Annotated in this window: 17 protein-coding genes and 1 pseudogene; 5 read left to right on the top strand and 13 right to left on the bottom strand. The window is 71.3% G+C overall.

The genetic code is table 11. The annotated features are described in order from the left end of the window. Nucleotides 1-8: 8 nt before the first annotated feature. Both AC37TH_RS07385 and AC37TH_RS07380 read left to right on the top strand, forming a co-directional pair. Nucleotides 9-755 carry a FadR/GntR family transcriptional regulator gene (locus AC37TH_RS07385; RefSeq protein WP_490763686.1) on the top strand — a complete coding sequence of 249 codons (747 nt, stop codon included), beginning with the start codon at nucleotides 9-11 and terminating at the stop codon, nucleotides 753-755. Nucleotides 756-763: 8 nt separating this feature from the next. Then, nucleotides 764-2,027: pseudogene (locus AC37TH_RS07380) on the top strand (alpha-hydroxy acid oxidase). A 2-nt stretch (nucleotides 2,028-2,029) separates the two neighbouring features. On the opposite strand, the gene AC37TH_RS07375 reads toward AC37TH_RS07380, so the two are convergent. Next, entirely contained in the window at nucleotides 2,030-2,560 is a 531-nt protein-coding gene (locus tag AC37TH_RS07375; RefSeq protein ID WP_490763685.1) for a hypothetical protein, read from the bottom strand. 50 nt (nucleotides 2,561-2,610) lie between these two features. Between AC37TH_RS07375 and AC37TH_RS07370 the strand changes: the two genes are divergently transcribed. Further along, complete coding sequence (locus AC37TH_RS07370) at nucleotides 2,611-3,489, top strand: SMP-30/gluconolactonase/LRE family protein (RefSeq protein WP_490763684.1); 879 nt, start codon at nucleotides 2,611-2,613, stop codon at nucleotides 3,487-3,489. A gap of 17 nt (nucleotides 3,490-3,506) precedes the next feature. Here the strand turns inward: AC37TH_RS07370 and AC37TH_RS07365 are convergent, their stop codons facing one another. Both AC37TH_RS07365 and AC37TH_RS07360 read right to left on the bottom strand, forming a co-directional pair. Continuing rightward, a complete protein-coding gene (locus AC37TH_RS07365) occupies nucleotides 3,507-4,370 on the bottom strand; it encodes a fumarylacetoacetate hydrolase family protein (RefSeq protein WP_490763683.1) in 864 nt (287 codons plus the stop codon). A gap of 34 nt (nucleotides 4,371-4,404) precedes the next feature. Next, nucleotides 4,405-5,385, bottom strand: a complete 981-nt coding sequence (locus AC37TH_RS07360; protein ID WP_490763682.1) for a C-terminal binding protein — start codon at nucleotides 5,383-5,385, stop codon at nucleotides 4,405-4,407. Between the two features lie 88 nt (nucleotides 5,386-5,473). Between AC37TH_RS07360 and AC37TH_RS07355 the strand changes: the two genes are divergently transcribed. Further along, a complete protein-coding gene (locus tag AC37TH_RS07355) occupies nucleotides 5,474-6,223 on the top strand; it encodes an SDR family NAD(P)-dependent oxidoreductase (protein ID WP_490763681.1) in 750 nt (249 codons plus the stop codon). Between the two features lie 59 nt (nucleotides 6,224-6,282). After that, the gene (locus tag AC37TH_RS07350) at nucleotides 6,283-6,618 is read left to right on the top strand and encodes a nuclear transport factor 2 family protein (protein ID WP_490763680.1); all 336 of its coding nucleotides are present in this window, start codon (nucleotides 6,283-6,285) and stop codon (nucleotides 6,616-6,618) included. Here AC37TH_RS07350 and AC37TH_RS07345 read toward each other — a convergent pair. From AC37TH_RS07345 to AC37TH_RS07300, 10 genes are read right to left on the bottom strand one after another with little or no spacing between them, the layout of a single operon-like run. Continuing rightward, nucleotides 6,608-7,393, bottom strand: coding sequence for an SDR family NAD(P)-dependent oxidoreductase (locus tag AC37TH_RS07345; protein WP_490763679.1), 786 nt, complete (start codon nucleotides 7,391-7,393; stop codon nucleotides 6,608-6,610). The two genes, AC37TH_RS07350 and AC37TH_RS07345, sit on opposite strands and share 11 nt — an antisense overlap. Further along, on the bottom strand, nucleotides 7,390-8,511 hold the full coding sequence (locus AC37TH_RS07340) for an enolase C-terminal domain-like protein (protein WP_490763678.1): 1,122 nt from the start codon (nucleotides 8,509-8,511) through the stop codon (nucleotides 7,390-7,392). The genes AC37TH_RS07345 and AC37TH_RS07340 overlap by 4 nt, the downstream gene beginning before the upstream one ends. Beyond that, nucleotides 8,508-9,326 (bottom strand): SDR family NAD(P)-dependent oxidoreductase, encoded by an 819-nt coding sequence (locus AC37TH_RS07335; protein WP_490763677.1) that lies wholly within the window; start codon nucleotides 9,324-9,326, stop codon nucleotides 8,508-8,510. Before AC37TH_RS07335 ends, AC37TH_RS07340 begins: the two co-directional genes overlap by 4 nt. Nucleotides 9,327-9,364: 38 nt before the next feature. Continuing rightward, entirely contained in the window at nucleotides 9,365-11,488 is a 2,124-nt protein-coding gene (locus AC37TH_RS07330) for a peptidase C14 (protein WP_490763676.1), read from the bottom strand. An 18-nt stretch (nucleotides 11,489-11,506) separates the two neighbouring features. Then, complete coding sequence (locus AC37TH_RS07325) at nucleotides 11,507-13,708, bottom strand: peptidase C14 (protein ID WP_490763675.1); 2,202 nt, start codon at nucleotides 13,706-13,708, stop codon at nucleotides 11,507-11,509. Further along, complete coding sequence (locus AC37TH_RS07320; RefSeq protein WP_490763674.1) at nucleotides 13,705-15,084, bottom strand: hypothetical protein; 1,380 nt, start codon at nucleotides 15,082-15,084, stop codon at nucleotides 13,705-13,707. The genes AC37TH_RS07325 and AC37TH_RS07320 overlap by 4 nt, the downstream gene beginning before the upstream one ends. Then, a complete protein-coding gene (locus tag AC37TH_RS07315) occupies nucleotides 15,081-16,037 on the bottom strand; it encodes a GNAT family N-acetyltransferase (protein WP_490763673.1) in 957 nt (318 codons plus the stop codon). Before AC37TH_RS07315 ends, AC37TH_RS07320 begins: the two co-directional genes overlap by 4 nt. After that, complete coding sequence (locus AC37TH_RS07310; protein WP_490763672.1) at nucleotides 16,034-16,972, bottom strand: Gfo/Idh/MocA family oxidoreductase; 939 nt, start codon at nucleotides 16,970-16,972, stop codon at nucleotides 16,034-16,036. The genes AC37TH_RS07315 and AC37TH_RS07310 overlap by 4 nt, the downstream gene beginning before the upstream one ends. After that, complete coding sequence (locus AC37TH_RS07305; protein ID WP_490763671.1) at nucleotides 16,969-18,000, bottom strand: hydroxyacid dehydrogenase; 1,032 nt, start codon at nucleotides 17,998-18,000, stop codon at nucleotides 16,969-16,971. Before AC37TH_RS07305 ends, AC37TH_RS07310 begins: the two co-directional genes overlap by 4 nt. After that, entirely contained in the window at nucleotides 18,000-19,076 is a 1,077-nt protein-coding gene (locus AC37TH_RS07300) for a dihydrodipicolinate synthase family protein (protein WP_490763670.1), read from the bottom strand. The genes AC37TH_RS07305 and AC37TH_RS07300 overlap by 1 nt, the downstream gene beginning before the upstream one ends.

Genomic DNA, 19,076 nt, shown 5'->3' with positions numbered 1-19,076 from the left:
GGAGCACGATGACGACCGCAGAGCCGCGAGCCTGGGAGGGCGTTCTCGCCTCCATCGAGGCCAGGCTCGTCGACGGCGACCTCCGCCTCGGCGATCACCTCCCCGCCGAGCGCGCGCTCGCCGCCGACCTCGGCGTCGCCCGGTCCAGCGTGCGCGAAGCCATCCGCGTCCTGGAGGCGATGGGGCTCGTGCGCACACAGACCGGCTCCGGACCGAGCTCCGGTGCGATCATCGTGGCGCGACCAGTCGGCGGGATGCAGGCGCTCATGCGCCTTCAGGTCGCGGCGAGCGGGTTCCCTGTCGCCGACGTCGTGCGCACCCGCCTCCTGCTGGAGACGGCCGTCGCCGTCGACCTCGCCGAACGGCCTGCAGACATCGCGCTCGACGACGCGGAGCAGCTTCTCGACGCCATGGACGACACCGCGCTCACCCCGCAGGAGTTCCTCGCGCTCGACGCGCAGTTCCACCTGGCGCTCGCGGAGGCGTCGGGGAACACCGTCGTCGCGGCGATGATGGCCGGGCTGCGCAGCTCCATCGAGAGCTATGTGGTCTCCGGACTCGAACGCATCCACGACTGGGAGGCGATGGCCGACCGGCTGCGCGGGGAGCACCGCGCGATCGTCGGCGCGATCCGCTCCGGAGACCGGACGGGTGCACAGACCCTGGTGCACGACCACATCAGCGGGTACTACCGCGACGCCGCGCCCCTCCCCACTTCCACGTCAACGTCCCCCTCTCACCTCGAACCCCGTTAGGCACATCCATGGTCACTCGCCAGGTCCCCAAGCCCGCCGAGCTCCTCGAGCTCATGAAGTTCAAGAAGCCGGAGCTCGACGCCAAGAAGCGCCGCCTGCAGGGCGCGCTCACCATCGGCGACCTGCGCACGATCGCCAAGCGCCGCACCCCCAAAGCTGCGTTCGACTACACCGAAGGCGCCGCCGAAGGAGAAGCTCTCGCTCGCCCGCGCGCGCCAGGCGTTCGAGGACATCGAGTTCCACCCGTCGATCCTGCGCGACGTGTCGACGGTCGACACCGGATGCGAGATCTTCGGCGGCCGCTCAGCCCTCCCCTTCGGCATCGCCCCGACCGGGTTCACCCGGCTGATGCAGACGGAGGGCGAGACCGCCGGGGCCGGCGCCGCCGCCGCCGCCGGCATCCCGTTCACTCTCTCGACGCTCGGCACCACCTCCATCGAGGACGTCAAGGCGGCCAACCCGGTCGGCCGCAACTGGTTCCAGCTCTACGTGATGCGCGACCGCGAGATCTCCTACGAGCTGGTCCGCCGCGCGGCGGCCGCCGACTTCGACACCCTCTTCTTCACGGTCGACACCCCTGTCGCGGGCGCCCGCCTGCGCGACAAGCGCAACGGCTTCTCCATCCCGCCGCAGCTCACTCTCGGCACGATCGTCAACGCGATCCCCCGGCCGTGGTGGTGGTACGACTTCCTCACCACCCCGAAGCTCGAATTCGCGTCGCTCTCGGCCACCGGGGGCACGGTCGGCGACCTCCTCAACGCGGCGATGGACCCGTCGATCAGCTTCGACGACCTGGCGATCATCCGCGACCTCTTCCCCGGCAAGATCGTGGTGAAGGGCGTCCAGAACGTCGAAGACTCCCGCCGCCTGGTCGACCTCGGCGTCGACGGCATCGTCCTCTCCAACCACGGCGGGCGGCAGCTCGACAGGGCGCCCATCCCCTTCCACCTGCTCCCCCAGGTGGTGCGCGAGGTCGGGGCGGACACCGAGATCGCGATCGACACCGGCATCATGAACGGGGCGGACATCGTCGCCGCATACGCCCTCGGCGCGAAATTCACACTGATCGGCCGCGCATACCTCTACGGCCTGATGGCCGGAGGCCGCGCGGGCGTCGACCGCACCATCGAGATCCTGCGCGACCAGATCATCCGGACGATGCAGCTGCTGGAGGTCGCGAGTCTCGACGAGTTGAGCCCGAAGCACGTGACGCAGCTGCGGCGACTGGTGCCGGTGCAGGCGGTGGATGCAGGGGTGCGGGCGGAGGGGTAGCTCTACCTCCGCAGCGCCTCCGGGCGCGGGAGGCCGAGCTCTTCGAGCAGGTCGCCGAGCATCCGGTCGAGTTCGTAGCCCGCCTGCGTGATCTTGTTGTTCCCGAGGCTCACCAGCTGGGAGCTGGGCTGGTCGACGGTGAGGATCGTGCCGCCGTTGCGACCGGCGTGCAGCTCGATCCTGGTCGGCGTGTACAGCATCGCACCCGGGTCGTGCCGGAACACTCTGGATACGGTGACGTAGTCGCCGATCAGATAGCTCGCACTCGGGATGTCCGCCCCGCCCACCCGCATGATCGCGGAGGGGTAGTGCCGCCAGAACGCGACGAACCGGTGAATGCCGTTCCCCTCAGCCTCCTGAGCGAACCTCTTCCACTCCGCGCCGTCGGCCACCAACTGCTCGAACCGGGCGGAATCGACCAGAGGCACCTCCGCCTCGAACGCACGCCGCAGCGTCTCGAACGGCACGTGGGCTTCGATCTCGATCCGATTGACCGTGACGGGGACGAGCCGGTCGGAGGCGTGGAAGGTCATCCCCTCATTCTCTGCCAGGACGCGCCCCGCCGGCGTGAAAGGATCGATGGATGACTGCGTATGCCGCCGGCAGGGCGACCACCGAGGCGTTCGAACTGGCCGAAGGTCCGGTCTGGGATGCGCGGCGTGGCCGCCTGCTCTGGGTGGACATCCTGGGCGGCGCGGTCTTCGAGGGGGAACTGCACGGCGACGAGATCGACGTGGTCGGTCGTCACACGTTCGACGGGATGGTGGGCGCGGTCGTTCCCGCCGCGGACGGGTCGCTGGTGGTCGCCGGGGAGCGCGAGCTTGTCGTCCTGCGCCAGGACGGACGCAGGGAGCGCGGCCCAGTGCTGGTCGGGCCGGGTGCGGTCAGCCGCACGAACGACGCGGCGGTCGGCCCGGACGGTCGGCTGCTCGTCGGCACGATGACGCTCGACGACACGGTGGGAGCCGAACGGCTGCTGCAGGTGACCGGCGACGACGTGCGCGTCATCGACGACGACCTCGGCCTCTCGAACGGCATCGGCTGGTCGCCGGACGGCGCCGTCCTGTACAGCGTCGACACGGCGGCGCGGACGGTCTGGGCGCGCGACTACGACGCGGACACCGGCGCCACCGGCGCACGCTCGCGGCACCTGCTGGTCGACGGCTTCCCCGACGGGATGTGCGTCGACAGCTCCGGCGCACTCTGGATCGCGCTGTGGGGCGCAGGCGAGGTGCGCCGTTTCGGCGTGGACGGACGGCCGCTGGATGTGGTGACCACCCCGCTCGCGCCGCACACGTCGAGCGTCGCCTTCGCCGGGCCGGACCTGGACCTGCTCGTGGTGACGACCGCACAGCAGCACCTCACGCCGCAGCAGCTCCGCGAGTTCCCCGCATCCGGAGCGTTGTTCACCGCCCGCGTCGACGCGACCGGGCTGCCGGACCGCCCGTACGCCTTCGCCTGAACGCGGAGTCCGGCGGACTACGCCGCCAGCACCACCCGCCGCACCCGCTGGCGCTGCGTGCCGAGACCGTCGATGGACAGCTCCATCGTGTCGCCGTCCGCCAGGTATGGGAAGCGACCGGAGAGCGCGACACCCTGCGGCGTCCCGGTGTTGACGATGTCCCCCGGCTCCAGGACCAGGAACTGGCTGAGGTTCCACACCAGGTGCTCGACGCCGAAGATCAGGTCGGCGGTCGTCGAGTCCTGTCGTGGCGAGCCGTTGACGGCCGAACGCAGCCGCAGGGCGGTGTGGTCGACCTCGTCGGGGGTGACCAGCTCCGGGCCGAACGGGTTAAACGTCTCGCTCGACTTGCCCTTGGACCACTGGCCGCCGGACAGATCGAGCTGGTACTCGCGCTCGGACACGTCGTTGGAGACGGCGAAGCCCGCGATGTGGTCGAGCGCATCGGCCGGGGAGGCGAGGTAGCGTGCCCGGCGGCCGATGACCACGGCGAGCTCGACCTCCCAGTCCGCCCGCTGCGCCCCCGGCGGAAGGAGGACGTCGTCATCCGGGCCGACGAGCGTGTTCGGGTGCTTGAAGAAGACGATGGGATGCTTGGGCGGCTCCGCACCGGATTCGGCGGCGTGCGCGGCGTAGTTCTGGCCGATGCAGATGATCGCCGCCGGGCGCGCGACCGGCGCGCCGACCCGGAGCTCCCGCCAGCCGGAGGCGACGGGCAGCGTTCCGGAGCGGAGCGCCTCGCGGGAGCGGGCGACGCCGTCCGTCGCGAAGAACGCGGGGTCGATGTCGTCCGTCACGCCGCTCAGGTCGTAAACGGTGCCGTCAGCGTCGCGCAGGTGCGGGCGTTCGGCGCCCTGGTCTCCGAGTCGCAGGAAGCGCATCCGGGGTTCTCCTTCTGTTGCCTGGTGGGCGGGATCAGCGGACGGGCTGCGCCGCCGCGGCGTTCACGATGGCGGGTACGGGCCTGCCGGCCCAGTGGTCGATGATGTTGGCCGCGGCGTGCACGGGCAGGTCGGCCAGCGCCTGCGGCGAGTACCAGGCGGCGTGCGGGGTGAGCAGGACGTTGTCGAGCATCCGGAGCCTGCTGCCTGCGGGCAGCGGCTCGGTGGCGAAGACGTCGATCGCGGCGCCGGCGATCCGCCCGGTCTCGAGCGCGTCGGCCAGAGCGTCCTCGTCGATCAGCGGGCCGCGGCAGGTGTTCACGATCACGGCGCCCGGTTTCATCGAGGCGATCGCCGGCGCCCCGATGAGGTGGTGGGTCGCCGCTGTGAGGGGCGCGTGCAGGGTGAGCACGTCGGCCTGGGCGACGGCGTCGGCGAAAGTGACCGGCTCGAGCCCATCGCTCAGGATGCGGTCGGCGGGCACCACGGGGTCGGCGACGACCACGCGGAAACCGAGGGCGCTGCACCGCTGGGCGACGAGGGAGCCGATGCGGCCGTAGCCGACGACGGCGATGGTGGTCGCGGACGGCCGCACGGCCATCGGGGTCGCGGCGACGGCCGACCACTCCCCATTGCGCACGGCGCGGTCGTGGCCGAGCAGGCCGCGGCCGAGCCCCAGGATCATCGCGATGGTGTGCGTCGCGACCTCGTCGATGCAGTACGCGGGCGTGTTCGCGACCAGGACGCCACGCTCGCTGGCCGCCGCAACGTCGATCATGTCGTAGCCGATGCCGAGCCTGCTGATGAAGCGCACGGAGGGGAGCCGGTCGAGCAGGGCTGCGGTGATGGGCGCCCACTGCACGATGAGAGCGGATGCGTCTTCCGCCGCGGCGACGATGTCGTCGGCGGACGGGGACGCTGCTCTGTTCGCTGTGAGGCCGGCCGCGCGCAGTGTGTCTTCGGCCGCGCTGCCCGGCAGGTCGCAGTCGGTGATCACGACAAGGTCGGAAGTCATGCCAAAACGCTATAGCATCTAGCGTTTTTGCGCCACATTCGACGCTCGCTCCCGACGCATTCGGAGGAAATGCTATAGCGTTCTGGGTATGACTCCTCGCCGCTCACTCGTCACTGGCGCAAGCTCCGGAATCGGCTCGGCGGCCGCCGTGCAGCTCTCCGCGGACGGCAACGCCGTCTGGCTCACGTACACCTCGGGAGAGGAGGCGGCGCGGCGCGTCGCCGACCTCTGCGCCGAGGCCGGAGCGCCGGAGGTGCGCATCAGCAGGCTCGACCTGCGCTCCCCCGCCTCCATCGACGCGCTCGTCGCCGAGGTCGCCGCCGCCTGGGGCGAGCTGCACGTCCTCGTCAACAACGGAGGCGTGTGCCCGTACCGCAGCTTCGAAGACATCGACATCGACGAATGGGACGCCGTCATGGAGACCAACGGGCGCGGCACCTTCCTGCTCACCAGGGCAGCCCTCCCCATACTGCGCGCCGCCGACGGCGACCGCTCGGTCATCAACCTCTCGTCGATCGCCGGACAGGTCGGCGCCCTGCAGACCGGGATGCACTACGCGGCGAGCAAGGGCGCGATCCTGGCCATCACGCGCAGCTTCGCCAGGCACCTGTCCGCGGAAGGCATCCGCGTCAACGCGGTGACCCCCGGACCCGTCACCAGCGCGATCACCGACCAACTCTCCGACCAGGGACGCGCTGCGCTCGAATCGTCGATCCCGGTCGGCCGGTTCGGAGTGCCGGACGACGTGGCGTGGATCATCGGAACGCTCGCATCGCCGAGGGCCGGCTTCGTGACCGGCGCCACCTACGACGTCAACGGCGGCGTCCGCATCGACTGAGCACGTCGACGCGACCAGCACGCCGAGTCCAGCCCACCACGAGACGAGAAGAGACACCGATGACGGCCATCGCCGCCCTGCAGACCGTGACAGCCCAAGTGGATGCGTTCAACGCGCACGACCTCGACGCCTTCGTCGCGACCTACGCCGAGGACGCCGTCGTCACGGGCGTCGCCGAGGCTCCGCTGGTCGGCCGGGCGGCCATCCGCGCGTTCTACGCCGGGCGTCTCGACAACCCGCTGCTGAGCTGCAGCATCGACGCGACGACGCTGTTCGGCGACCGCTGGGTGGTCGCGCGAGAGAACGTGGTCAACGACGGCGTCGGCACCGAGACCATCGCGACGTTCGACGTGCGCGACGGCCTGATCCGCCGCGCCTCCATGCTCAAGGCCTGAGCCGGAACCGTTCGGTGAGCGCCTGGTCGGGCGACGGTGCGCCGAACGACGCGGTCCAGGCTCCGTCGACCGCGATCGACTGGCCGCTGATGTACGACGCCTCTCCGCCGAGCAGGAACGCGGCGAGCGCTGCGACCTCCTCGACGGTGGCGATCCTGCGCATCGGCGGGCCTTCTGCGAGGCCGCGTTCCTCGGCTTCCGGATCGGCGGCCGCGGCGATCTGCGCATCCAGGTGGGGGGTACGCACGCCGCCGGGAGCGACGGTGTTCGCGCGGATGCCGTACGGCCCGTAACTGACGGCGACGCTCCTGGTCAGGGCGTCGATGCCGCCCTTGGTGAACTCGTATGCCGCGTGGTCGACGAAGCTCGCGCGACCGTGGATGGAGCCGACGTTGACGATGGCCCCCGGCGTTCCCTGGTCGACGAATGCGGACACGGCGGCCGAGCATCCCCACAGGTAACCGAGCCCGTTGATCTCGACGATCTCGCGCACGGCGGCCTCGTCCAGTTCGTGCAACGGGGTCCGGCGGGTGATCCCGGCGTTGTTGACCCAGCCGCCGAGGGGCGCGAGCTCTCTGGCGCGCTCGGCGGCCCGGAGGTGCGTCTGCCTGTCCGCACTGTCGCCGACCACGACCGCCGCGCAGACGCCGTCCTCCACCGATCGGGATGCGCTCCTCTCGACGCCGACGACGACCCACCCGTCGGCGGTGAGCCGTTCGGCGATCCCGCGTCCGATGCCTTTGCCGCTTCCGGTGACCACGACGCTGCGTTTCATGCGTTCCTCCCGAAGTCGAAGGTACCCGGAGCGAACGAGAAGCCGAGACCGGGCTCCTGGGTCGGACGGGCCGTCCCTCCCGCGAACACCGGGCCGCCGTCGATCAGCGTCGGCGATGGATCGTATGGGTTGCCTCCCCGTCCGCGCCCGAAAGTCTCCAGTCCGACTCCGTGGCCGAGGTGCGCGCTGGTTTCCGGACTGATGTGGCAGGACACCGGGAGCCCCCTCTCCTCCGCCCAGGCGGCGAAGTCGAGTGCCGGGGTGATCCCGCCGATGGCGACGACGTCGAGCCGCGCCAGGTCGATGGCGCCGCCATCGGCGAGAGCTTTCAGGACGCCGGGGTCGGTGACCTCGTCGCCGACCCCGACACGGAGGCCCGTCGCCGCACGCAACCTGGCGCATCCGGCGATGTCTTCCGGCAGGAGCGGGTCTTCGAGCCACGCGAGCTCGGGATCTCCCCACTCCGCGACCTCGGCGATGGCCGTGTCGGCATCCGGCCAGCCGAAGCCCACGTCGACCACGATGCCGGTGCTCGGCGGCAGCTCGCGCCGCAGGGTCGCGAGCAGGTCGCGCATCAGCGCAGGGTCCGGCGAGCGGGAGAGCTTCACGAGCGGCCAGCCGTCTTCGGCCTGTGCGACGACGTCGTCCACGAGATCGGCGACGGTGCGCCCCGGGGTCGGGTACGCCGCGACCAGCATCGTGCTGCGCGGGCTGTCGTCCGCGCCGACCAGCCGCCAGACCGGAGTGCCGAGGCGCCGGCCGAGAAGGTCCCAGATGGCGATGTCCACCAGTCCGATGGCCCGGCGCACGAGGCCGACGCGTCCGACGATCGCGCTGCCGCGCAGCGCCCGCTGCCACAGCTCCGGCACGTCGAGCGCGCCGCCGACCACGTGCGACGCGATCAGCCGTTCGACCAGCTCGCCCATCGGGGCCTCGCGGGTGAGGCCGTAAGCGATGCCGGTGTTGCCGTCGCCGTCGGACACCTGCACGGCGGCGTACTCGCGCCGGGTGACGGTCATCGCGCCGAGAAAGAGCGGTCGGGCGAGGGGCACGGAGACGGTGGCGGTGCGGAGGTCGCGGACCACCGCATCCGGAGCGGACGAGGTGGCGACGGTCACGGCTTGGGCACCGAGGCGAGCGGCACGCCGTAGTCGACCATGAAGCCGCCGTCGACGTACATGGTCTGTCCGTTCATGTACGACGCCTGGTCGGACACCAGGAACGACACCCCCGCGGCGATCTCGGTCGCCTGTGCGAGCCGCCCGGCCGGGATGCGCGCGAGGATGGTCTGCTCGTTCAGCGTCCCCGCCGCGACGCCCTGGCGGAACACACCGGTGTCGACGTAGCCGGGCGCGACGGCGTTGACTCGCACCCCTCGGGCAGCCCACTCCGCCCCGGCGGTCGCGGTCAGTCCGATCACGGCCGCCTTCGTCGCCGCGTACGGCGCCCGACCGGCGGAACCGCGGGACGAGATGGAGGAGATGTTCACGATCCGCCCGCCACCCGCCGCGAGCATGTGCCGTCCGGCGGCCTGCAGGCAGAGGAAGACCCCGTGCAGGTTGACGTCGACGACGGCGCGCCACTCGTCCCAGGCCAGGTCCTCGATCGCGCGGTGCCGCTGGATGCCCGCGTTGTTCACGACCACGTCGATCCGCCCGAACTCGGACGCGATCCCGTCGAACACCGCTGTGACGTCGTCGGGGTCCGTCACGTTGAGCGGGCGATGCACGATGCCGTCGACGGGTGCGGTCTCGGTGAAGCCCGGCACGAGATCGGCGGCGACGACCCGGTAGCCGTCGGCGGCGAGTCTGCGGCCGATCTCCCAGCCGATGCCGGCCGCCCCGCCGGTGACGACGGCGACGGGGGCGGAGCCGGACGCTGTGGCTGGGGACGATGCCGAGGGGGTGGGTTCTGCGGAGGTGGTTGCGGTCATGATGGTCCTTCCTGGTGGAACGGGGGTGCGGTCGCGGTTCAGACCGCTATGTTGCCTGCGGTGACGATCCGGTCGGAGTCGTCCGGGAAGCCGACGCGCTTCACCGACGTCTCCACGTTCGCCGTGTGCAGGAGGGTCGAGCCCGACCCGAACGCCGCGCTGGACAACTCGAGCTTGCCACCGTCGAAGCGGCACCCGGATGCGCGGTAGTGGTTGGTGCCGCCGGTCAGGGAGACGTGGGCGCCGCCGGCCTCCGACCTGGCGAACGTGCTGTCGGCCAGGAGCATGGTGAGCGCCGCGCTCCCTCCCCGGCCGAGCGCCGTCCCTCCTGCACCGGTCACGGTGCTTCCGCCCGTGACCTCGACCGTCTGAGCCGCTCCGCCGGTGGCGACGACGGAGACGCCGTCGATCGTGCTGCCGCTGAACCGGGTGCGCGCCGAGGAGGTCTGGACGGCGTCCGCGCCGGCCGGGGCGGTCAGGGTGCTGCCGCGGAAGGTGACGTCCCCTGTGCCCAGGATCTTCATGCCGCCCACGTTTTCGAGGGTGGTCCCGTCGAAGAGCACCGGCACCGTGACGCTCGCGTCGGTGAGATTGCCTGGCGCGGCGAACCGGAACCAGGAGTCCCTGATCACGGTCGGCCGAGAAGACGCCGACGACGACTGGCTGATCACCAGGGTGCTGTCGGCCGTGCATCCGGTCAGCTGGGCGCCGTCGGCGTTGATCCAGAGCATCCCGGAGCCGGCCAGCGACGGCTTGCCGATGACCTTCACGTCTTCGAGGGTGAGGTCGGTGATCCGGACCCTGGCGACGAACCAGGAGCAGACGTGCTTGCGCACGGTGATGCGCTTCGCCGCCGACCCCCAGGCCGCGCCCGAATTCGCGAACGTCATCAGGCCGGAGTTGCCCGTGTACGTGAGGTCGTGCTCGTACTGGCCGTGGGTGACGAACGGGCCCTCGTCGTCTCCGTCGCCGTGGCAGTTCTCCACCATCGAGTACGCGCTGGCGGTGAAGTCGTTCAGGTGCCGCGCGTTCGAGGTGTGGCAATTGGCCACGTAGCCGTAGAGGCAGTAGATCTGCTGCGTGAGGTAGCCGGCGCCGCCGTATGTGACCGAGGTGGGGTTGGAGAGCGTGCACTCGATCGTGGAGTAGAAGGTGTTCCAGCGGCGCATGATCAGCGGCCAGAAGGTGAGAGAGCCGACCACCTTCTCCACGTCGCAGCGCACGGCGTACTCGAACGCGATCGGGTGCGCGCCGGTGATCGGATCGGTGCCCTTTCCGCGGAAGACGAGATTGCTGATCCGGATGTTCTGCACCGGTTCGACTCTGGTCCAGGTGATCGTGCGCCCGGCCTTGAGCGGCCAGCCGTTCTTGTAGTTCACGCGGATGTGGGTCGCGTCGACGATCTGCGTGACCTGCACCAGCTTCTGGAGCTCCTTCTCCCAGCGTCCGCTGAGCGCGTTCACGTCGGCGGCGTACCAGGAGTCCACGGCGAACCACGAGGCGTCTGCGACCTGGAAGATGTCCCCGAGATCGGGGATCGTCTCGGTCAGAGTCGCCGCCTGCGCGTCTTTGGACACGACGCCCGTGAAGAACAGGACGGCGCCGAACGGGTTGTCGGTCGAGTTGGCCTCGATGCCCTCCGCCGTCATCAGGTGACCGCCGAAGTCGAGGTCGAGGCCGGAGCGGGTGAAGACGTGCCGCCGCACGAAATTCAGGTCGGTGTGCGCCTCTATCCGCGAGACGGCCGGGTCGGCGACCATCGCATCCAGAGCGTCGTCGGCATTCTTGTCAGGACCGAAGACACCGAACTGCCGGAAGTCGACGGTACCGGCGTGCTGCAGCAGCCAGACCGTGCCGTTCTTGCCCGCGATCACGGTGCCACCGTTCGGCTCGCCCGTGAAGCGCGACGCTCCGCGGTAGACGAGGTCCCCCGCGTCGCCCGGCGTGCTGTACCCGGCGACCGCGACCAGCTCGCCGTCGGACGCCTTGATGCCCGCGAGGTCGCGCACGGTGCGCGCCTGCCGCAGCGATCCGGAGTTGTCGTTCTTGGCCGCGACGGCGGCGTCGGCCGGAGAGACGGCGCCGATCGCGCCGGCCCCGCCCAGCACGACCGCGCCGAGGCCGACGATCATGCCGCGCCTGGTGCCCTGGAGACTGTTCATCCGTGATTCCTTTTCGTGTCAGTCGACGACGATGCTGTCGCCGACGATGATTCGGGTCGTCTTTTCGGGAATGGTCCGCTCGACGCCGCGCTCGATCGACGCGTCGTAGAGGAGTGTGGATGGTGCGGAGAAGCCGGCCGACGGCAACTGGATGCGCCCGCCTGCGAACTGGGAGCCGACGATCCGCGCGTGGTTGACCCCCGACTCGATCGCGAGGTGCGGCGTGCCGCCGGGAGCGGTGGAGCTGACGCCGTCGACGCGCCAGGTGACGACTCCGGATCCTGCGGCCCTGCTGATCGTCGCTCCCGAGGTGCGCACGGTGCTGAGCCGCACCCCGTCGATGGTCACGAGCTGATCCTTCGCGGCCGTCGCGACCAGGGCGACGCCGTCGATCGTTCCGCCGCGCACGCTCACCTCCACGCCGGCGAGCTGGAACGGGTCGCCGGCGGCCGGACCGCTGAGGTCGCAGTCGGTGAAGCGCACCGCGCCCGCGCCCCTGGCGACCGTCCCGTCGATTCCGTCGATCCGGCAGCGCACGAACGAGACCGTCGCTGTGACCGGTGTCTGCACCAGCACCTGCCCTTTCGGCAGGGAGAACGTGCAGTCCTCGATCACGGTGGGACGGCTGGAGCGGGCGCTGCGCTGGCCGACCGCGAACAGTCCGGCCGTGCATCCACGCAGCTGGGCGCCGTCGGCGTTGATGGTCAGCGTCGCCTGCGGATCGAAGGTGGAACGCCCGACCACCCGGACGTTCTCCAGCGTCAGGTCGGTGATCTTGGTGCCGGCGACGAACCAGGAGCAGACGTGGTCGCGCACCGTGATGCGCTTCGCCGACGTGCCCCACTGCGCGCCGGAGTTGGCGATGTCCATCAGGCCGGAGCATCCGATGAACGTCAGGTCGTGCTCGTACTGACCGTGGGTGGTGAAGGGGTTGCCGCCCTGGTCGTCGCCGTCTCCGTGGCAGTTCTCGACCATGCAGTATGCGCTGGCCGTGAGGTCGTTGAGGTGCCTGGCGTTCGATGACGTGCAGTCACGGACGTGACCGTAGAGGCAGTAGATCTGCTGCGTGAGATACCCGGCCCCTCCATAGAACACGGTGGGCGGGTTCTCGATCGAGCAGCGCTCGGTGACGAAGTGGGTATTCCACCTCCGCATCACCACCGGCCACCAGGTGCGGGAGGCGTGGATGTCGGAGACGTCGCAGTGCACCGCGTACTCGAACGCGGTGGGGTGCGAGCCGGTGAGTTCGCGCGCATCCGGCAGCGATCCGTCTGTCGGCCCTGTGTACGGCCCTGAGCCGACGAATCGCAGGTTGCGCACCTGCACGCGCTCGACCGGCGCGACCCGGCGCCAGGTCATGCCCCGACCGGCGTCGAGCGGCCAGCCGTTCAGGTAGTCGACCCGGATGTGCGACGCATCGAGCTGCTGCGTCACCCGCACGAAGCGCTGCAGTTCGCGCTCGTCCGAGCCGCCGCCGGAAACCGGGTCTACCTGAACAGCCCACCAGGTGTCCACGGGGAACGCGGCGGCGTCCGGGACGGCGACGGCGTCCGTAAGCTCGGGCCACGCCTCGGCCAGTGCGTGCTTCACGGTGGTGCCGTCCGGCGTTCCGGTGAAGAAGAGGACCGCGCCGAACGGGTTGTCGTGGCTGTTCGGTTCGATGCCCTCGGTGGTGACGAGGTGACCGCCGAAGTCCAGTTCGATGCGGGACCGAGTGAAGACGTGCCGCCGCACGAAGTTCAGGTCGGTGTGCGCTTCGATCCGCTCCACGGACGGGTCACCCACGAGCGCGTCGAGCGCGTCGTCGGCCGGGCGATCCGGCCCGGTGATGCCGAAGACGCGGAAGTCGAGCGTGCCGTCGTGTTGCAGAAGCCAGACGGTGCCGCCCTTGCCCGGCACGACGGTGCCGCCGTTGACGCGCTGCCCCTTGCCGCTCGCCCCGCGGAAGATCAGCCGCCCGGCGTCCCCCGAGCGGCGATAGCCGGCCGCCAGGGCGAGCTCTCCGTCGCGCGCCTGGATGCGCCCGAGGTCGGCGACGGTCCGCACCTGCCGCACCTGTCCTGACGACCCGGAGGAGTCGGGGGTCTGCGGCACAGCGGCGCCGGCCGGAGCGGAGTTGCCGAGCACCCCTGCCCCTCCGAGAGCGACGGCGCCGAGGCCGACGATCAGTCCGCGCCGCGAGCTCGCGGCGGTGCGGGGTGGAACCGGTGGCTGCGTCATTGCTGCTCCTCGATGATCGTGCGGATGGCGGTGCGTGCTGCGTCCTCGAGTCGTTCGAGGGAGCCGGGGGCGAGCGGGGTCTGCCAGGCCTGGTATGCGCCGCGCTCGTAGGCGTCGCGCGTCGGCAGGTAGACGAACCCTGGCCCGTTGGTGAGGTTCATCACGATCACGGGCCGGTCGGGGAACGCCGCGCGCACCGTGCGCTGCAGCCGCGAGTACGCCTCGCCGGGGTGCGCGACCACGACAGCGTCGCCCAGCAACCAGGTCCACACCGGATGCTCCACCTGCGGCCCCGTGACATAGCCGTCGCGGAGGTTGCGCGCCCGACCGAGACGCTCGGCTCTGCTGCGCTGGTCGATGTCGGCCCACTGCTCTTCCAGCTCGGCGATGGAGGGAAGGGGCCCGAGGTCGAGGGCGACTGCCTCCTTGGCTGCGGCGATCCTGCCGCTCGGCGCCTGCCGTGCCTCTGTCCACAGCGCGAGCGGCGCCCCGGACTCGACGACGCCGGACAGTTCGAGTTCGTGGCCGGGAACAGGCAGGAGGTCGAGCGCCGACAGCACTGCGTGCCCGAGTGCGCGGCCGTGCCGGTCGGCGACATCCAGGTCACCCGTGTACTGCTCGCGCGGGGCGAGCTCGCCGGACGCCCCCTGCAGGAACAGACAGGCGGCGCCGGTCACCTCCTCCACCAGTTCGCGCATCGCGCCGACGTAGTCCGGGGACACGAGGCGGTTCTGCCAGGCGAGGGTGGTCGGATGACAGGCGTAGTTGACGATCGTCGCGAGCGTCGTGCCGTCCTCCGCGCTGACCCTGCCGATCAGGACCGTGTCGTCGGCCGCCTCCGCCTCCGGGTTGAATCCGACGAGCGCGCGGCCGTCCACGTCGAGTTCCCGGTCACCGGCGAGAGCGCAGCGGCCCGAGGTCCAGTCGATGCGTGCGGGCTCGGCCGACTGCAGCGCCTCGCGGCCGGCGGCGGTCGCCGCTTCCGCAAGCCTGTCCAGGTAGGCGGGGATGAGTTCCCCGCCGTCCAGGTCGGCGTCTGCGCTGCAGAGCACCGGCCCGGCATGAGTGTGCGACAGGGCGATGAGGAGCTGTTCGTCGCGGAGGCCGAGGGCGTCGAGCACCCGCGAGCGCACCGACCACTCGTCGTCCACGCGCCGCCACCAGGTGCCGTCCACGGCGATCAGCAGAAGCGGGTCCGCTCCGCCGACGGCGAGCGCGGTGAGCGTCATCGGACGGTGCGCGCCTTCCGAGCGCTCCCAGTCTGCCGGGCCCCAGTTCTTGGCCCTGATCCCGACGGGCGGCGTGATGTCGCGCCGGGCGACTCCGACGGCGGCGTCGGTGTGAGGAACAGCGTGCCGTGCTCCGAATGCCGTCACAGGTAGTCTCCCGTCCAGTGGTGGGCTCGCGGATGCGCGGCCGTCGCGAGGGCGTCGTCGAGCGTTCCGTCGAGCGGGTGGATCATGCCGGTGTTGTCCGGCTGCCAGACGGCGTCGGCGCTGAGGGCGGCGACGATGGCGTCGAAGGGTGCGCCGTCCGGCAGGTCGAACTCGATCGTCCCGACGCCGGCGCGGGTCAGGTCCACGAGCGCGGAGCGGCCGATCGCCGCCAGCGCGTCCGCGTGGCCGCCCACCTCCAGCACGGCGGCGTCCGACCCGCCGTGCTGCGCACCGGCCGTGCGGACGATGGCGTACGCCGCATCCTGAGCGTCGGGACCGGCAGCGAGGTAAAGCTCGGCGCCCGCGTACCAGCCGAACGCACGCCGCCAGCCGAGCTGGTCGCGGATCGCGCTGAGCGGCAGCGCCGCCGTGGCGGCGTCGTGCATCCCGGCGAGGCGAGCGGACTCGACGTCCGCGAGCGGGCGTCTGCTGGTGCGCAGGGTCGACGGCCCGCTCGCGTCGTTCACCGCCGCGAGGTGTCCGGCGCGGCGTCTGCGTTGCTCGAAGACCACGAAGCCCGCGCCCTCGTAGACGTGCGGGGTGCCGGTGAAGAGGAGCGCCCAGTCGTAGCCGGTGCGCCTCCCGTACGAGACGGCCTCGCCGGTGAGCATCCTGGCGACGCCCCTGCCGCGTGCCCGAGACGCGACGGCGACGTTCGCGAGCCCCAGCACCCTGACGATCCTGCCGCCGGCGCCACGCACACCGTGATCGAGCAGGTACACGCTCCCGGCCAGTCCGCTGTCGTCCTCCGCCACGATGGTGGAGGCGTGCCGGTTGGGGTCCAGCTCCCACTGGTCGAGCATCCCCGGCTCGGCGAAGGCCTCGGCCCAGAGGGCGGCGATGCCCGTGTCGTCTGCTGTGGATGCGGCCCGCAGTGTCACCACGCCCGTCACGCCGGCGCCTCCGACGTTGCGAGCGTCCGGCCGCGCGCGATGGTCGCGGCGGCGATGGCCGATCGGTAGACGGCGATGGTGCGCGCGGGTGCGACGGGCGCGTCCGCTCTCCCGGCGAATGCGACGACCGCCGCGGCGAGCGCCGCGTATCCGAGGTCGGAGCCGTCGCCGAGCGCGAGAGTGTGGACGCCGCTCTCGGCCACCACCCGCACGCCATACTCGTCCGGTCCGGGGACGCCGCTGATCGAGATGCTCACCGGGACGCCGGTGGACGTGCGCGCCCTGACGAGCGCTGACGATTCCGACATCGTGTCGACCGAACCACGGGCGGAGGTCGCGTCGACGATCTCGATGCGAGTGCCTCCCGTCACGAGGTCGAGCAGCTCGTACGCGTGGATGCCGACGTTCAGCATGGTGCCGCCCGCGCCGTCCGGTTCGTCCTGCCAGCGTCGCTCCGGAATGAGGAACCCGCCGATGTCGTGCTGCGCGGTCACCTGGATGGACAGTGCACGTTCGGAGCGCATCCGGTCGGCGAACGCGACGGCCTCCGGGGCGAACCGCAGCACGGAGGAGCTGAACCAGCGCGACGCCGGCGCGAGCGCCTCCAGCCTGCGCAGGTCGGCCGCCGAGGTGGCGACGGTCTTGTTCAGGAAGACCGGCACCCCGGCGGCCGCGCAGGCGGCCGCCACGTCGGCCGCGCGGGCGGTGCGCGGCGTCGCGACGACCACGTCCGGCCGGAGGGCGAGCAGGGCGTCGAGACCGGCGTCGAGACTGGAGACGACCGGCGCACCGAACCGCTCGGAGAACGTGGCGAGCCTGTCGGGGTCGTCGGCGTCCCAGACGCCAACGATCTCCGCCCCCAGCTCCTGGAGGTTTTTCGCGTCGGTGAACGGGTGCGTGTGCGCGACCCCGGCGAACGCCACCCGCACGCTCACGCCATCCGTTCGAGGTCGGCGGACGAGACAGTGTGCAGCAGGCGCTCGCCCGCGGCGAACCGTCCGACCTCCTCCGTGACGATCCGACCCTGACGCAGCCGCCCCTCCGTCGTGCCGGCCGCCTTGTGCGGGGCGAGCAGCACGTTGGGCAGCGTCCGGAGTTCGTGGTCGACCGGCAACGGCTCGTCGTCGAAGACGTCGAGCGCTGCGTCGATCCGCCCTGTCTTCAGTTCAGCGATCAACGACGCCTCGTCGACCAGCCAGGAGCGCGCCGTGTTGACCAGCGCAGCGCCGTCCGGCATCAGCGCCAGCTCCGGCGCCCCGACCATCCGTCTGGTCTCCGGCAACGACGGCGCGTGCAGCGCCACGATGCGGCTCTCAGCGAGGAGGGTCTCCAGCGGGACGAGCGTCGCGCCGAGCGCGTTCGCGTCTGCGGCGTCCAGCGTCGGGTCGGCCAACAGGATGCGCGCGCCGAGCATGCGGAGCAATTCCAGGTACGCGCGGCCGGTGCGCGACGCCCCGACCACGCCGATCGGGGCATCCAGGAGTTCATGCCGGGCTGGCGCGTCCTCCGCGACACTCCACTCCGCGCCGCCGTGCAGCGCGTGATCGAACCGCGGGAGGCGGTGCAGCAGCGCGAGCGTGAACGCCAGCGACACCTCGGCGACCGACCTGGCCATCCCCGCTCCAGCCTGCGTCACCTGCACTCCGCGCTCGAAGCACTCCGCCGACACGAACGGCTTCACGCTCGCGCCGGTGTGCGCGATGAGCCGCAGCCCCGGCATCCGGTCGAGCAGGGCGGCGTCGAAGCGGGGGGCGCCCCAGGCGATGACGGCCACCTGCGTCGCAGTCAGGTCGAAGCGGGTCCTGCCGTCCTCAACGGACTCGGCGACGGCCAGGCCGCCCCCGCCGAGCGTCGTCGCCGCAGCCGTCAGCACAGCGAGGTCGTCCCGCGTGAAGAACTCTGCGCGCAGCCCGGACGGCACCGCCACGAGGACGGACGGAGGGGCATCCATCAGCGCAGCCATCAGCGCAGCCACTCGTCGCGGTGCTCCGCGATGAACGCGTCGTCGTTGAGGTGAGGGTACTGGCGCCGGACGCGCTCGATCTCCTCCGACTGACCAGGCGACAGCGTCTCGTTCTCGTCGAGGCACCAGATGCCGTCGAGAAGCCCCTGCTGACGCAGCATCTCGTGCACCCCGGCGATCACGCCGGCGAAGCCGTTGGCCGGGTCGAAGACCGCGGCGTTCAGGTCGGTGAGGTCGGCCGCGAGACCGGAGAGCTCGGCCGCGGCCGCCGTGTCGCCGTCCGCCGCACGATGCGCCAGCGAGAGCACGCCCGTCGCGGCGCGCGTGCCGACCGCCCACTGCCCGAGCAGGCCGCCGACGAAGCGTGCGTCGCGCAGCCCGGTCGCAGTCTCGACATGGTGGCTGGCGGTCAGGTCGGCCACGATCGCGTCGTCGTTCCCTGTGTAGAGGCTCACCTCGCCCGCCCTGTCCGACTCGGTGACCCCGCGGACCAGCTCCGCCGTGCGGTAGCGGTCGAACGGCGCGGCCTTCACCGCCACGACCGACGGCAGATCGGCGAACCGGCGCCAGAACGACCGGGAGAGCACCGGGCCTCCGATCGCCTCCTGCAGGTAGAAGCCGACGACGGGCAGCACCTCGCCGACCGCCGCAGCGCGCTCGATCAGCGCGTGCTCGTCCGCCCCGGCGACCCGCGGGCTGAGCAGCACCGCGTGATAGCCGAGGGCAGAGGCCAGCTCCGCCTCGCGCACCGCCTGGGCTGTGTCCCCGACCACGCCGGAGATGCGGACGAGCGGCCGGTCGGCCTCCGCGTCGAGCACGTCGGCCGTGAGGGCGAGCACCGGCTCCAGCAGCCCGCGCTCCGGCTCGTGGATCTCGAACTGCGTGGTGTGCACGGCGATGGCGATGCCACCCGCGCCCGCAGCGAGGTAGTAGCGGGTGAGCGCCCGCTGGCGGCGCTCGTCGAGCGTGCGGTGCGCATCCAGAGCCAGTGGATGCGCCGGGATCACCGTGCCGGCCGCGAGCAGGTCTGCGAGGTCCCGCGGCAGCACGGGGACGGTGTGCGGTGTGCCAGGCAT

The organism is Leifsonia sp. McL0627 (genome assembly GCF_058244615.1).
This window is presented reverse-complemented; position numbering and strand designations above follow the sequence as displayed.